Annotated in this window: 12 protein-coding genes; 2 read left to right on the top strand and 10 right to left on the bottom strand. The window is 66.9% G+C overall.

The features are described from left to right. Window positions 1–25: 25 nt before the first annotated feature. Window positions 26–1,042: a DNA polymerase III subunit delta gene (holA, locus tag K1X41_RS00685; protein WP_220175082.1), complete on the bottom strand. Its 1,017-nt coding sequence runs from the start codon at window positions 1,040–1,042 to the stop codon at window positions 26–28. Window positions 1,043–1,104: 62 nt separating this feature from the next. Further along, on the bottom strand, window positions 1,105–3,066 hold the full coding sequence (locus K1X41_RS00680) for a ComEC/Rec2 family competence protein (protein ID WP_396426492.1): 1,962 nt from the start codon (window positions 3,064–3,066) through the stop codon (window positions 1,105–1,107). Between the two features lie 84 nt (window positions 3,067–3,150). Between K1X41_RS00680 and K1X41_RS16055 the strand changes: the two genes are divergently transcribed. After that, entirely contained in the window at window positions 3,151–3,312 is a 162-nt protein-coding gene (locus K1X41_RS16055; RefSeq protein ID WP_396426491.1) for a hypothetical protein, read from the top strand. Window positions 3,313–3,948: 636 nt separating this feature from the next. On the opposite strand, the gene K1X41_RS00670 is transcribed toward K1X41_RS16055, so the two are convergent. The 5 genes from K1X41_RS00670 to K1X41_RS00650 form a co-directional block, all read right to left on the bottom strand. Further along, the gene (locus tag K1X41_RS00670) at window positions 3,949–4,347 is read right to left on the bottom strand and encodes a ComEA family DNA-binding protein (protein ID WP_258566594.1); all 399 of its coding nucleotides are present in this window, start codon (window positions 4,345–4,347) and stop codon (window positions 3,949–3,951) included. Window positions 4,348–5,131: 784 nt separating this feature from the next. Continuing rightward, window positions 5,132–6,355 carry a kynureninase gene (locus K1X41_RS00665; protein ID WP_133617430.1) on the bottom strand — a complete coding sequence of 408 codons (1,224 nt, stop codon included), beginning with the start codon at window positions 6,353–6,355 and terminating at the stop codon, window positions 5,132–5,134. After that, window positions 6,352–7,398, bottom strand: coding sequence for an amidohydrolase family protein (locus K1X41_RS00660; RefSeq protein ID WP_220175079.1), 1,047 nt, complete (start codon window positions 7,396–7,398; stop codon window positions 6,352–6,354). Before K1X41_RS00660 ends, K1X41_RS00665 begins: the two co-directional genes overlap by 4 nt. 168 nt (window positions 7,399–7,566) lie before the next feature. After that, complete coding sequence (leuS, locus tag K1X41_RS00655; RefSeq protein WP_220175744.1) at window positions 7,567–10,089, bottom strand: leucine--tRNA ligase; 2,523 nt, start codon at window positions 10,087–10,089, stop codon at window positions 7,567–7,569. A 102-nt stretch (window positions 10,090–10,191) separates the two neighbouring features. Further along, the gene (locus K1X41_RS00650) at window positions 10,192–11,529 is read right to left on the bottom strand and encodes an anthranilate synthase component I family protein (RefSeq protein WP_220175078.1); all 1,338 of its coding nucleotides are present in this window, start codon (window positions 11,527–11,529) and stop codon (window positions 10,192–10,194) included. 34 nt (window positions 11,530–11,563) lie between these two features. Here K1X41_RS00650 and K1X41_RS00645 point away from each other — a divergent pair, with 34 nt between their 5' ends. Next, window positions 11,564–12,520: an aminotransferase class IV gene (locus K1X41_RS00645; protein WP_220175077.1), complete on the top strand. Its 957-nt coding sequence runs from the start codon at window positions 11,564–11,566 to the stop codon at window positions 12,518–12,520. A 166-nt stretch (window positions 12,521–12,686) separates the two neighbouring features. On the opposite strand, the gene K1X41_RS00640 is transcribed toward K1X41_RS00645, so the two are convergent. From K1X41_RS00640 to K1X41_RS15280, 3 genes are all read right to left on the bottom strand, one after another. After that, window positions 12,687–13,109, bottom strand: coding sequence for an ATP-binding cassette domain-containing protein (locus K1X41_RS00640; RefSeq protein WP_258566593.1), 423 nt, complete (start codon window positions 13,107–13,109; stop codon window positions 12,687–12,689). Continuing rightward, window positions 13,040–14,206, bottom strand: a complete 1,167-nt coding sequence (locus K1X41_RS15905; protein WP_309478059.1) for an ABC transporter transmembrane domain-containing protein — start codon at window positions 14,204–14,206, stop codon at window positions 13,040–13,042. The genes K1X41_RS00640 and K1X41_RS15905 overlap by 70 nt, the downstream gene beginning before the upstream one ends. Before the next feature lie 173 nt (window positions 14,207–14,379). Further along, window positions 14,380–14,778 (bottom strand): ATP-binding cassette domain-containing protein, encoded by a 399-nt coding sequence (locus tag K1X41_RS15280; protein ID WP_258566748.1) that lies wholly within the window; start codon window positions 14,776–14,778, stop codon window positions 14,380–14,382. Window positions 14,779–14,838 lie beyond the last annotated feature (60 nt).

Genomic DNA, 14,838 nt, shown 5'->3' with positions numbered 1-14,838 from the left:
GAGTACGCGGCGCCGGGCAAGCAATCTACTGCCGTTCGCGTCCCCGGCGCGCCACGAGGAGCACAAACTTCTCGAGGGCGTACTCGGGATCGCGTGTGCCGCCTTTGAGGAGCCACTCGGTCTCGGCCGCCTGGTCGATACAGCGAGCGAGATCAGCCTCGCGCCAGCCACGGAGCTCGCGCTGCGCACGCTCAACCTGCCACGGGGCCATGCCCAATTCCTTCGCGAGTTGGCCGCTTCCACCGCTCGCACCGTAGACGCGAGCCATAGCGCGCATTTTCATATTGAGCGCTGCGAGCAGCGGGATCGGGTCTGTGCCAGTGGAGAGCGCCTGGCGCAGCAGCACCAAAGCTTCCGCGCCTCGCCCGGCAGTAGCCGCATCAGCGACACGAAATGCGTTCGTCTCGACCCGGCCCTCTGTCGCGCGGTTGACCTCATCCTCGGAAATGCGCGCTCCAACGTCAGAGACGAGCTGCACGCAAGCGCCAGCCAGTTCGCCGATGCCACCAGAGTATGCACCGACGAGCATTCGGAGCGCTCCCGGGGTGATCTGCGCACCGAGGCGACGGAACTCTGCCTGGGCGAATGCGAGCCGGTCGGCGTCTTTCTTCACCTCAGGACAAGCGATCTCAATCGCATCGCCGGTTCCCTTACGAATCAGGTCCAGGAGCGCCTTGCCTCGCTGGCCGCTGCTGTGCCGCAGCACGATCGTCGTGTCGTCCGCGGGCTCGGTCAGGTAGCGTTTCGCATCCTCAATGAACGCATCTGAGCATTTCTCGACTCCGTCAATGCGGAGGAGTCTGGGTTCAGCAAAGAGTGACGGGCTCGCAAGCGTGAACAGCTCCCCCGCTGCATAGGATGCGGCGTCGACGTCGTGCACCTCCAGATCGGGGTGCGCTTCGACAAGTGTGGTGCGGATCGCCTGAGCGGCGCGGTCAGCAAGAAAGGCCTCCGGCCCGCTAATGAGCACGACCGGAGCAGGGCGTGCCTCCGTCCAGTCGAGCTGCGGGGTCTTCGCTTGGGTTCCTCGTGCTGCTGCCACCCCTCAACCCTAGCTGTGACCCCAGACACCCGGACTATCGACACTGTGAGAGTGCGGAGCGTTCAGTCTGAGCGGACCACGGTGGCTGATTCTGAGGGCGCCCTCGGAGATGTTCCCCACACGCGAAGCCGCCCCGGTTCTCCGCTCACCGCGATGCTCCCCAGTTCATCTGTGCGGGCTGGCCGCGTGCCCGCTGAGCGCAACTCAGCCAAGGTTTCTGTCGTGGGGTGTCCGTAGCGATTGTCCAGGCCCACCGAGATCAGCCCCAGTTCAGCCCTGACTCGTGCGGGCAACGCAGGGGCTTGGTCGCGCGAGCCGTGGTGCGCGACTTTTACGATGTCTGCGCGGAGCTCGCCAGCTGATCTGAGCAACTCAGTCTGTGATTCTTCACCGGTGTCCCCGAGAAACAACACCGTGAATGCTCCGGCACGCACGGTCATCACCACGCTTGCAGCGTTGGCATTGGCTGGCACGCGCTCCCCGCTCGGGCCCAGTATGCGCCACGGCATGCCCGCGCCGACAGTGCCCCGGGCACCGCCACGCGCGATGTCGACGGGGATACCTGCGCGCCCGAGCTCCTCGAGCAGGGGTCGCGTACGCCCACCCTCACGGTTTTCTGGGGCCACCAACGCTCGATCCACGCGGCTCGACACCGCGCTGAGTGCACCGAAGTGGTCCTGATGATCATGGCTGATGACCAACAGAGTGATCCGGTCGACCCGAAACCGTTCCAGGCATCCCAGGAGCGCTTCTGCGTCGTCACCGGTGTCCACGAGCAGCACCTCCGAGGGTCTCGCCGGATCACGGGCCAGAACGGCGTCTCCCTGGCCAACGTCGCACGCCACAACGCTCCAATCCTGCGGCACAGCAGTGCGCGCGGTGGTCGGCGCAACTACGGTGGGCCCCAGCAGCGTGCCCACTCCGGCTGTCGCGAGGCCGAGCGTCCAACGAACGGCCGATTTAGAAGCGGTCGTGGCGGAGCCCCAGGGCCGACCCCGCGCGGACCGACTGACTCTGCTGGAGAACAGCCACCAAGCGAGGCCGAGTGCGACCTCGACGCCCGCGAGCAGCAGAGCTCCTGGCCAGCCACCAGGCCACGGCCAACGTGCGTACGGCAATGCTGACGTCACTGCCGCCGTTCCAACAATCCACTGCCCTGCCACGCCAGCCAGCTGTGTGCACCACGCGCCCAAGTCCGGCGCGATCGGAAGTGTGATCAGGGCGACGAGGCCGAGCCCTGTTCCGAACGGCGCAGCAGGCGCGGCCACCACGTTGGCGAGCACGCCGACCGCGGGCAGTCCCGGTTGAATGAGCACCAGTAGCGGCGCACACGCCATTTGAGCCGCCGCGGCCACGGCGATCGGAAGGATGGCCCACCGGGGCACCCGCATCCAACGTGCGAGCGCGCGGGTGAACGCGGGCACCGCGAGTAAGATGCCGCCTGTTGCCGCAACGGAGAGCGCGAAGCCAGGATGCAAGGACTGCCACGGATCGCGCACCAGGAGTGCGATGATCGCACAGGCAAGTGCGGGAAGCGCGACACTGCGTTTCCCGCCATACCCAGACAGCAGGATCACCGCGGCCATCACTGCAGCGCGTTGCACGCTTGGGTCGGGACCGACGATATACACGAACACCATCAGCGCCGTGGCCTGCACGAGGACCCGTATCCGACGGCCCGCTCCGCAGCGCGCAACAACCCATCCGAGCGAGCTCGTAACAAGTGCGCAATTTGCTCCGGACACCGCGACCATATGGGTCAACGACGCGTTCCGCATCTGCGCATCGGTGTGTTGATCCACCAGAGCGGTGTCTCCGACAGCAAGGCCGGGGACGAGTTCCGCCCCTGAGATCTGCGCTGCCGCGGCCCGCAGGCCGGTCCTGAGTCCGGCCGCTCCAGTGCTCGCTGCTCCCCGCTGCTGCGTGACCGGGCCGCACTGACCCGGACACCGAACGCTGAGCTCGATCCTGCCTCCAGTTTGACGAGCGTACCGCGGACCACCACGGCAGCCCCTGGCCCCCACTCAGGTGCACACACGTCGCGTTCGTGCTCCGGCTCAGGCGCACTCCCCGACGGTGATCCCGACGGAGGCGGCGCGGCAGCGCTCATGGCTCCGGTCACTGAGCGAGCGGTCTCCGCGCGGGTATCGAAGGCATCGTTGCCACACCAGAGCACGATCGGCACCCAACCGTTCGCTCCGCGCACGCTCGCCACAATCCAGGTCGCGCCGTCCCCGGTGGTGGGGTATCCGCGCAGGATCACCTCGTAGCTGCGGGCGGTAGTTCGCTCCGCCTGAGCTTCGAGAGTCGCGTCACTGCGCACCGTCTCGCCGTGATCGATTCGAGCCCCGAGCAGCGCCACGAGGGCGCAGCTGATCACCACCGGCCCGGCGAGGTACCGCGGTGTCCGCGCGCGGGCAGTCGGTTTCCCGAGCGCTCGGTGGGCTGAGTCTGGTGGCTGTCGGCGATCATGCTCGCGCTTCCGCCGTGCGTCTTGCAGTCCGGCGAAGAGTTCGCCACACACGACGACAACGCCGAGCGCAGCACCACCGAGCAGCAGCCAGCGCCCCGTCCCGGGCCGGACCACCGCGAACGCGCTCAGCGCCCACGCGAGGAGTGCCGGAGCGAGGAGCCGCCAGATCCCGGGCGGTGGTTGCCCGCTGCGGAACGCTGGGTGAACAGCGCTCAGGAACTCACGGTCGGCTTCGACGCGGCTCGAGTCACGGTGAGCCCCAGTCATCGGCGAGTTCCAGTGTTCGCCCGGTGTCGGCCAATGGGCAGACCGGGCCCGCACTGCCCAGCCGCAGTCCCGCTCACGGCCACCGAAGCCCAGCGTCTCATTCGGTCACCGTGTGCCGGATCGGGAGGCGCACACACCGGAGCGCGCGCCCGCTCACTCTGCGCGGTCACGGCTCTACGCGGTCTCGAAACCCGTCCAGGGTCTTGACACCAATTCCGGGCACGTCGAGCAGAGCATCGACGGACGCATACGGGCCGTGCTCGATGCGCCACTCGATGATCCGCTGGGCGATTGCTGGGCCGATCCGTGGCAGTTGCTCAAGTTCGGCAGCATCGGCGATGTTGAGTCGAGTTTTGCCACCGGCCTCACCACGCGGAGACCGGGGATTCGCAGCCGCTGCCTCGGTCTCCCCCGCCACCACAGCAGCAGCATCGGGCACGACAATCTGTTCGCCATCCACCACGAGCCGCGCAAGGTTGACCCCAGCGAGCACCGCTTCGGATGTCGCGCCTCCCGCTGCGTCGAGTGCGTCCGATACCCTCGCGCCCTCGGGAAGCTCGACCACCCCGGCGCCAGGACTGCACCCACGACGTGGACAAAGTGTGGATCGTTCCCCAGCGCATCAGCGGGCTCGCCAGCTCGAGCTCCTGAGCCGCGAGTCATCGCAGCAGGCGCACCATCGGTTCCGGTTCCGTTGCCTCCGGCCGCCAATTCGAGCGCGTCCACCGTGCTGGGGGCCCCGCTTCCCGTGTCCTCCGGCAGCACGTTGCCCCGCGAACTCAGCAGGCTGACGACCAGTGCAACACCGAGCGCCACTACGAAGACCGTCGTCCCCACGGCCATTGGCGCGGCGATGCCGTGTCGTATGCGATCGCGGAGTGACACGGTAGCCGCCCAATGCAGGGCAGCGCCGTGACGTTCTGGCGTGGGCTCCCGCACCCAGGCTCCACGATCTGAGCGTGGCTCAGGCGCTGATCCATTGCTGTGCACCGGCTGTTCCCGGTGGGAGAGCCCGGTGAGCAGCACTTCCGAGTTCCAACGTTGCGGGGTCGGCTGCTGCGAGGCAGCGCTCAGCGACGAGGCGACGTCCTGCGGTACGACTCGCGAGTCGAGTGGGTATCGCTCGGGGTCCTCGCCCGGCGGCTCGGGTAGACGCAGAAGAGGCCGCTCGGTGGCTGGCAGGCGAGCACGGAGATGATCGGGAGTCATGCCCCTCAAACTAGGGAGACGCCGCGCCTCTCAACGCCCCTATGACGTCATTGGGGAGAACTTCGTGATTGAACCCTGAACCGCGCGGCTGGGGGCGAAGACCGTGTCAGGGCATTCCGAAGCGCGCCGGTGGCATCTTCTCACACGAGGGCATCCCGAATCGCGAGTACACCTCGCAGCGTCTCGGCATGGCTCGTGCTCAATGGAGACAGGCCGATTCGAATACCACCAGGATGCCGATAGTCAGGGAGCACCCCATCTCCCCACAGGCGCAGCGTGATCTCCTGGAAGCGCTCGTGCCCGAACGTCACGTGCCCACCACGCAGTTCCGGATCCCGCGCAGTGCGCAACGTCACCCCGAGTGGCGCCAGCACCTGGTCATACGCCTCGATCGCCAGGGCAGTCAGAGAGTGTGACTTCGCACGGATCCTCGCGAGCCCCGCTTCCTCCACCAGATCGAGCATGTCCATGAGGGGAAGCATGCCGAGCACCGGCGGAGTGCCACTGATGAATCTCCGCATGCCCGAAGCCGGCTCGTACTGCTCTCGCATCTCAAACACGTTGGCCGCGCCCATCCAGCCCCAGATCGGTTGTTCGGCGCTTCCCTGCAGGTCACTGCGGACATACGCAAATGCAGGAGATCCTGGCCCACCATTCAGATACTTGTACGTGCACCCCACCGCGAAGTCGACTCCGCAGCGATCCAGCTCGAGGGGCACGGCTCCGACCGAGTGGCACAGGTCCCACAGTATGAGCGCATCGGCCGCGTGCGCTGCAGCGGTGATCGCAGGCATATCGGCGACCGCGCCGGAGCGGTAATCGATGTGGCTGAGCACCACGAGTGCGGTCCGTTCTGAAACCGCCTCCGCGACGCCTTCGGCGGAAACTCCGGTCAGCGGATCACCCGCCAGCACCCGCAGTTCGAGCCCGTGTGCGGCCGCGATCCCCGACGCCACGAAGCGGTCCGTGGGGAAATTGCTCCCCTCGATGAGAATCTCGCTGCGTCCCGGCCGCAGGCCCACGGCCGCAGAGATGAGTTTGAACAGCATTACCGTCGTTGAATCGGCTACCACTGTCTGGCCAGCCGCGGCGCCGAGCGCGATCGCACCAACGCGGTCACCGAGAGTGAGCGGCAGTTCCATCCACTGCTCATCCCAAGATCGGATCAGACGCGAACCCCACGCACCGCGAACGAACGCATCAATCCGACTGCTCGTGGCGCGCAGGGGCCGCCCGAGCGAGTTTCCGTCGAGATACGCAACCACCCCGCTGGCGGGCACAAAGCGCTCAGCGAATTCCGCAAGCGGATCAGTAGCGTCAAGTGCGGCAGCGCGCGCGAGAAGCTGAGTCGTGTCATCGGTCATCGGAGATCTCCTGAATCAGGCAGTGTTGAGCTGGTGAGCGGCCGCGCCGCTGCGAGATCCAGGTGCTCCATGCCATCGCCTGGCACCCACAACAGCACACTGTCGTCCCGGGTGGGATCAGCCGGCGTCAGCGCCGCGAGCTGTGCAGCGGGGCTCAGCCCTGCCCGCCCGAGACCCGCGAGTTCCCGCGCGTTGAGCCGCGTCGGGAGCGGCCCGTTCCCGAGGTCAGTGCCGTACCGCACGCGCCCGCCCAGCCGGGCGAATCCTGCGAGGTTGTCGAGCGCGATCTGGAACTCCTCGTCTGGTGCGCCCCAGCCGTGGATGTCGAGAGTAGAGATCCAGATCGCCCCGTTCGCAAGCACCCGCAGCTCATCCTCACTGAGGCGCTCAGAAAACGGCGTGTGCGCGTACCAGGTCGCCCCGAGTTCGAACACCCGCATTGCCTCGCCTGGCCCCTCCGCATGCGCCACGACAGGGAGCCCAGCAGCTGTGGCAGCGGCCACCACCGCACGAAAGAGTTCATCACTCAGCACCGGGCCCGCTGCGCTATTGCTGGCCACTTTGATGTGGCTCGCACCGAGACTGGCCATCTCAGCCACGGCCGATGCGGCATCGGACACTGTTCGCAACTCGCGGAAAGAGCCGGGAGGCGCCCACGAGCGGTCACTGGGATAGCCACCCGGCGCGGTGAGGAAGGCACCAGCGAAATCGATCTGCGCAGCACTCCGCAGCTCCGCAGCCTGTCCGCGGTCACGCAACGCGCGGATCGTCTCCGGAGTACCGCCGAGGTCCAGCACGCGACCGATAGGACCGCCGTCGAGTTCAGTCGCGTCGATGAGCTGAAGATGCACATGCCAATCAGTGAAATGGCCGGTGACGATGCCCCCGCGCAGCACCGAGGGCGCGGGTCTCAGCACCAAGGGATCCGCACGGGCCCCGGTGCAGGAATCCGGTCGCATCCGGAGCGCGCCGTCCGCACGCACCTCCAGCTCACCCAGCCGAAGGTCCCCCGCCGCGTCGACGTACCGCGCATGTCGTGTCATCCGGGGTTCCTCCTCGAACAGCTGCGTGCGCGGAGCGCCGCGCTGTCTCCGAATGTAACACATCTCAAACGCCCGTCTGCATGGTGAAGCGGAGCTTGCAAGCGCTCGGCCCCATGAAACGCACAAGGGGGCCGCAGCCACCGGCCACGACCCCCTTGAGCGCACCCGCTAGGCGGGTTTCGTCGCGATGCTCACGATCTTCGGTACACGCACAATCACATTGACGATCTGGCGGTCCCCGATCGCGCGCTGTACCGCAGCCGACTCGCGCGCAGCCGCCTCAGCCTCGGCCTCAGTCACCGTTGCTGGCAGCGTCAAGCGATCACGCACTTTGCCGTCCACCTGCACGACCAGGGTGACCTCGTCCTCGACGAGCAGCGCAGGATCAGCCTTCGGCCAAACAGCGAGCGCCACAGTGGCCGGGTGCCCCAGCTTCGCCCACATGTCCTCAGCGGCATACGGTGCGAACAGCGAGAGAATCTGGGCGACCGCCTCAGCGGATTCGCGTACCGCAGGATCCGCAACGCCGGCGCCCGAGTCGATGGTCTTTCGCGTCACGTTGATCTGGTCCATGAGCCGCGCCACGACCACGTTGAACTTGTATGCCTCAATCAGGCCGGGAGCATCGGCGAGAAGCCGGTGTGTCGAACGCCGCAGCACTTTGTCACCCGCACTCGCGTCGGCACCTGCCGGCGCCCCACCCGACTCGACGTCATCCGCCACGCGCCAGGCGCGGGCCAGGAACTTCGCGGAGCCCTGCACGGAGACGTCAGCCCAGTCGATATCGTCCTCGGGTGGACCGGCGAACGCGAGTGTCACGCGCAGCGCGTCGGCGCCGTGCGCCTGCAGTTCGCTTGCGAACTCGACGAGGTTCCCCTTCGACTTCGACATCTTCGCACCGTCCTGCAGCACCATGCCCTGGTTCAGCAGTGCCGTGAACGGCTCTTCGAAGTCGAGGTAGCCGAGATCGTGCAGCACCTTCGTAATGAAGCGCGAATACAGCAGGTGCAGGATGGCATGCTCAACGCCACCTGCGTACTGGTCGATCGGCCCCCAGGCATTCACGAGCTCCGGATCGAACGCCTGCGTGTTGTCCGTTGCCGAGAGGAACCGCAGGTAATACCAGGAGCTGTCCACGAAGGTGTCCATCGTGTCCGGATCCCGCGTCCAAGATTCCCCGGTATCCGGATCCACCACAGTCGCCCACTCGGTGGCAGCGCCGAGCGGGCTACTCCCCTTCGGCTTCAGGTCGAGCCCCTCGGATGCTGGCAACTCGACCGGGAGCGACGCAGTATCGACCGGGCGCATGTCGCCATCGGCGCCGTGCAGGATCGGAATCGGTGTGCCCCAGTAGCGCTGGCGCGAAATCAGCCAATCGCGCAGGCGGTAGGTCGTGGCGGCGCGGCCAGTGCCGCGCGCCTCGAGCACCTCAACCGCTTTGGCGATCGCCTCGGTTTTGCCGAGCCCGTTGAGCTCGGCAGAGTTGACCATCACGCCCTCACCCGAGGTGGCCGTACCGCTCTCAGCCGGATCCGGCAGCGCAACGCCGTCCGTATCTCGGACGTCAACAACGACCCGCACCGGCAGATCAAGCTTCTTCGCAAAGTCGAGGTCTCGCTGATCGTGCGCCGGCACCGCCATGATTGCACCGTGGCCGTAATCAGCGAGCACGTAGTCGGATGCCCACACGGGAATGCGCTCGCCGTTGACCGGGTTCACTGCGAAGCGATCAAGGAAGACGCCCGTCTTCTCTCGCTCCGTGCTCTGCCGTTCAATTTCAGTCTGCTTTTGAGTCTGCTCCAAATATTCCTGGAACCGCATGCGCACCTCAGGCGAGGCATCTGCCACGAGCTCTGCGGCGAGATCGGCGTCAGGGGCGACCACCATAAAGGTGGCGCCGTGCAGTGTGTCGGGACGCGTGGTGAAGACGGGAACTTTCTCCGCCCGCCCCTCGATCTCAAATTCGACCTCGGCGCCACGAGAGCGGCCGATCCAATTGCGCTGCATGTTGAGCACCTTCGTGGGCCACTGGCCCTCGAGTGCGTCGAGATCATCGAGCAGGCGGTCTGCGTAATCGGTGATCCGGAAGTACCACTGCGTGAGCTTCTTTTTGACGACCATGGCCCCCGAGCGCTCGGAGGTGCCGTCCGCGAGGACCTGCTCATTTGCGAGCACGGTCTGGTCCACGGGATCCCAGTTCACCCAGCTGGCCTTACGGTAGGCCAGGCCCTTCTCGTACATCTTGAGGAACAGCCATTGATTCCACTTGTAGTACTCGGGGTCGCTCGTGTGCAGCACGCGGCTCCAGTCAAACGACGGCGCGTAGACACGGAAGCTGGCCTTCTGTTGCGCGATATTCGCGTACGTCCACTCGCGCGGATCGACGCCGCGCTTGATCGCGGCGTTCTCCGCGGGCAGCCCGAACGAGTCCCACCCGATCGGGTGCAGCACGTCGTAGCCCTGGCCTCGCCAGTAGCGCGCCAACACGTCGCCGAAGCAGAACGCCTCCGCGTGGCCCATGTGCAGATCCCCCGAGGGATACGGGAACATATCGAGGACGTACTTCTTCGGCCGCGAAGCGTCGCCAACGCCGACCTCAAACGGCTTCAGGTCCTCCCATACGGGAAGCCAGCGATCCTGAATCGCTTGGAAGTCGTAGCCCTCGGCATCACGGCTCAGCTGCTCGGTCACACACACCTCGATCTTGGTTTGGATCGCCGCACTCGCGCGCGGCACATACCCTCCAGAATACCGCGTCGGCGCCGGGAATCTGGCCGCGAGCAGAGCGAGCCGTCAGTCCCGGAGCGCTGTAAGCAGCGCGCTGGCCTTCAAGTGCTTCTCACGCACCTCGTTCTCAGGCACCGAGTCGGCGGTGATGCCACCTCCCGCCCCCACGAGTGCCCGTCCAGGGCGCAGCTCCACCCCGCGGATCGTCATCGCGAGCTCTGCGTCACCGCGATCGTCGATCCAGCCGAAACAGCCGGCGTAGAGCCCGCGTGGGCCAGCCTCAAGTCCTGCGAGAATCTCGACGGCGCTGCGCTTGGGCGCGCCGGTCATCGACCCACCTGGGAAACAGGTCGCGAGTGCGTCAGCGATGCCGCGTCCGCCGGCCAGCTGTCCGCTCACCGTGCTGACGAGCTGATGCACATGCGGGTGCGTCTCGACTCGGAGAAACCCGCTCACGGCCACACTGCCCGGCACGCACACCTGCGCGAGATCATTGCGCAGCAAATCAACAATCATCAGGTTCTCGGCGCGCTCCTTGGGATCCGCGGCAAGCTCGCGTGCGAGGCCAGCATCGAGCTGCGATGTGGCGCCGCGCGGCCGCGTGCCCTTGATCGGGTGGGTCGCGATGCGCCCGGAGTGCACGGAGAGGAACCGCTCTGGACTCGTGCTCACGAGTGACCGATCCGGCGTCACGATGACGGCACCACGGCTCGCTGGACCGTTCACGCGCAGCCGCTCAAACAGTGCGAGCGGATCGAAATCACCTCGCAGCTCTGCGGTGTCGGTGAGGCACAGCACATAGGCATCACCCGCTTTGATCGCCGCTTTGCAGGTCTCCACCTCGCTGATGTAGTCAGAGTCAGAGCGACGCCACACCGCTGAAGCCGGGGCCGGCGCTCGTTGCCCTGCCCCAGCACCCGCAGGATACGCCGCATCACCGGCGCCGGAAAGTACATCGCCGTGCGCCAGAATCCACGCGTCGAGCTCTCGCTCCGATCCTCCACGGAGCTCGCCCTGCTCGCCGGTCACGGCAAGCACGACGTCGAGGCGCAGCGCGAACCCTGCTGCAGCATCATCCGGTGCCGGATCGAGCCCGAGCAGGGCGACCCCGAACTCATAGCCGAGAGCAACGATCCAGCCGGAGGAGAAGCCTGAACCCGCAGCGCCTGAGTGTGGGTGATCGCTGCCAAGTCCCGCAAGAAACGCTCGTTCTCGACCCGACTCGGCGATCCGCACCTCGGAGGCGATGCCGCAGTAGCTCGTGCTCGTTTCACCCGGAGCCGGCGCTCCGCCGTCGAGCCAACACCACGCCGACTCGCGCGTCGCAATCCGCCGCGCAACCGCCGCAGCACCACCGGGAACCGCGACTGCGCGCTTCGCTCCGCCCTGTCCCCTCGCCGTCACGGGCACAGCATATCGCTGATGGTACGCTCACGGCATGACAGCGCCCCCCGAGCCCCGAAAGCTCCTCGTCGCGGATTCTTTCAGAGTCAGAGATCACGCTGATGTTGCCCAGGTGCGCGGGTTCGCGCACCACCTTGCACGGTTCAGCGGCACCGTGCGGGAGGCCTTTCTCGATTCACTCAGTGACACTGCCGCCCGCCGGCATGCACAGCGCCAGGCGGCAGCCGAGCAGAAGATGCGCGATTCCCTGGCGTCAGCCGACCGGGATTCGGCACTCATCGCAGCCCAGATCGAACTCCCAGATGGCGAAGCGACGCGACTCGACGCCTTCATTGAACAGGCACGGCACCGCATTGCCGCGTTCGGTGCGGGGTTTCCGCGCCTGGAGTTGTGGCGCACGGCCAGCGGACCTGAGTACGCGCTCTCGCTTCGGCCGATGCCCCAGCTCAGTGAGTCGCTCGCCATGCGCAGCGTGAGCGGGCTCAAGCTCACACACCCGGATCGCAAAGGGCCGAACATCGGCACCCTTACTGCGCTCAATCGTGAGCTCGAAGCCGAAGCCCTGCTCCTCGATACCCAAGGACGCGCGCTCGAGGGCGCCACAACGAGCCTGATCTATTGGGCCGACGACAGCCCGGAGTCCGGGCACATCATCTCGAGCCCGAACAGAGTGCGCTCAATTACCGAGTCACTCATCAGTAATGCGGCGTCGCGGAGGCTTGTTGGCGTCGCACCACACCGCCGCCGCACCGGGGGGTTCACACTGGGCGCGCCCACTCCGAAAACACTTCAGCAGAGCGAAGTCTGGGCGGTCAACGCGCTGCACGGCATTCGGCCGGTCACCGAGATTGACGGGGTACCCCTCTCTGCTCCAGTCCCGGGTCGGCTGCAGTGGTTTCGTGAGGCACTCGACCGCTGCTGGGAAACGGTTGCGTCGCTCCCCGCTGCGGGGCCCAGCGGCGAGGCCATGTTCTCCGAGCAGCGAGGCTGAGTTGCGCTGAGCTTCGAGCCACACGGACACGTGTGCAGAGAGCGATGCGGCTTCAGCGAGCTGGGCGGGTGCTTCGCTCTCGCTGAGCCCGCAGCACCCCCTGCCGCAGCTGGACCAGCCGGCCAATGCTGACAGACCTCACGCGCGCTGGCGCAGATTGGCAAGCCTACGCTGGCGCCGTCAGCTCCAGCGTTTCCGCCGGTATCTCGGCCGGCAACTCAGTGTGGGTGATCAGCACAACCGCGCGGTCAGCCGGCACGGCTCCGATCAAGTCCTGCAGCAGAAGATCAGCCAACTCGCGATCCACACCGGCGGTGGGTTCATCGAGCACCACAACCGGGAAGTCCGCAAGCAGGGCACGCGCGAGGGCAATGCGCTGGGCTTGCCCGCCGGACACGAGCGCCCCGTGCTCACCGACAGGCGCGTCGAGGCCGCCTCGCGAGCGGGCCCAGTCCCCCAGGCCGACGCGGTCGAGCGCGGCCATGAGCTCCTCGTCTGAGGCGGTATCGCGCGCAAACTTCAGGTTCTGGCGCAAATCAGCATCGAATAGGTGCGGGTTCTGCTCGCACAGCCCCACAGTGCGGCGCACCTCGGCAATCGGCAACTCGGAAACTTCAACACCGCGCAGCCGGTAGGACCCCGGTAGGCGAGGAAGCGTACGAGGGCGAGCGCCACCGTGGACTTGCCTGCGCCACTCTCGCCCGTGATCACCAGCGTCTCTCCCGCATGCAGCGCGAAGCTGAGGCCGTGCACTGCATCGCGCGGCGCACCGGGGTGCCGCACGGACATGCCGCGCACCTCGACCAGCGCGGCGGCAGAGTCGAACGGGATCGCTGTGCGCGCCTCCTCGCCGACCAACGCGAAATCTTCCGGGTCGGTAACGGGGATCTCGGCAGGGATCTCGGACTCCGTCAGCGCGGCGACCCGATCGGCGCTCGACTGCACTGCACGCCGCGCGGCCAGCGCCTGCGGCACCTGCGCAAACACTTCAAACACGGCGGCAGGGATCACCACAGCCGCCGCGAACAGTGGAGCCGATACCCCGCTCCCGAGTTGCGGGAGCAGCACCAGCAGGGTCAGGATCGACGCGAGGCCCGAGGCCAATGCGAGGATCGCGCCTGTCGCACCCACCGATCGCGCACGGCGCAGCTGCACCGCGGACAGCCGGGCTTCAGCCGCTGCGATGCGCGCGCGCTGCTGCGGAATCGCACCAAAGGCACTCAGCACCTCCGCGGCGGTAAACCGTTCGAGCAGTGCATCAACGAGCGCCGCGCGCGCAGTGCTGAGTTCGCGATCTGAAGCACCGGCAGTGCGCTGGGCAAGCACCACTGCGAGCGTTCCGGCAGCCACGAGCATCACAGCGAGCACGAGCGCCGCCAGCGGCGAGATCAGCGCAACTACCACCAAGCTCAGGATCACGACCACCGCGCTCACCGCAATCGGTTGGCGCACGCGCAGCGGCTCGTCCTGCAACTGATCCACGTCGTCGACAAACGCTGCGAGCACTTCGCCACGGCGGTGGGACTCGATCGCGCCAGGTACGCGCGGGAGCAGCGCGGTAAAGGTGTCAGCGCGGAGCGTGGCCAGTTGCGCGAGCGCAGCGTCGTGGCTGAACAGCCGCTCTGTGTAGCGGAAGGCAGCGCGTCCGATCGCGAGCGCACGCACGCCAACGATCGCGAAGGTCAAGTGCAGGATCGGCGGCTGCTCCCCCGCGCGCACAATCAACCACATACTCAGACCGAGCAGGCCAACGACGCAGACATCGGCGAGGACACCGAACGCGATCCCTGGGAACCGGCGCCGTGGGCTCGGCATCGCCCGAGCAAGCACTGCGTTGCGTGCTGCTTCCGTGTGCGCGCTCATCGCGTTCCCTCCTGCGCCGTCGCTGCGGTAATTCGTTCGACTCGGTCGGCGGCATCGAGCACCGCCTGCCGGTGGCTGACGACAAGCACGGGGCGTCCACTCTCCGCCTCTGCGCGGAGTGCCGCGCACACGCGCGCCTCTGTGGCTCGATCGAGCGCCGAAGTGGGTTCATCAAGCAACAGTGCCGTGCCCGGCCCAAGCGACCAGGCCCGGTACAGTGAGCGTGCAACCGCGATCCGCTGCGCCTGGCCGCCTGACACTCCCGCTCCAGCCGCGCCGAGCTCACGATCACCGGGAAGCTCGGGGAGCCCTGCCGTGTCGAGCGCGCGGCGCACACGGTCGGCGTCAGCCTGCTCGGCACCCAGCGCAACGTTGGCTGCGACAGTGCCCTGCAGCAGGCCGGCGCGTTGGCCGGTCCAGGCCAGCTCGGCCGGGCGCTCAAGCGCTCCCCTGAG

Source organism: Leucobacter luti (assembly GCF_019464495.1).
GTDB classification, from domain to species: Bacteria; Actinomycetota; Actinomycetes; order Actinomycetales; family Microbacteriaceae; genus Leucobacter; species Leucobacter luti_A.
The sequence above is the reverse complement of the archived record's forward strand: the minus strand, read 5'-3'. Positions and strand labels throughout refer to the sequence as shown.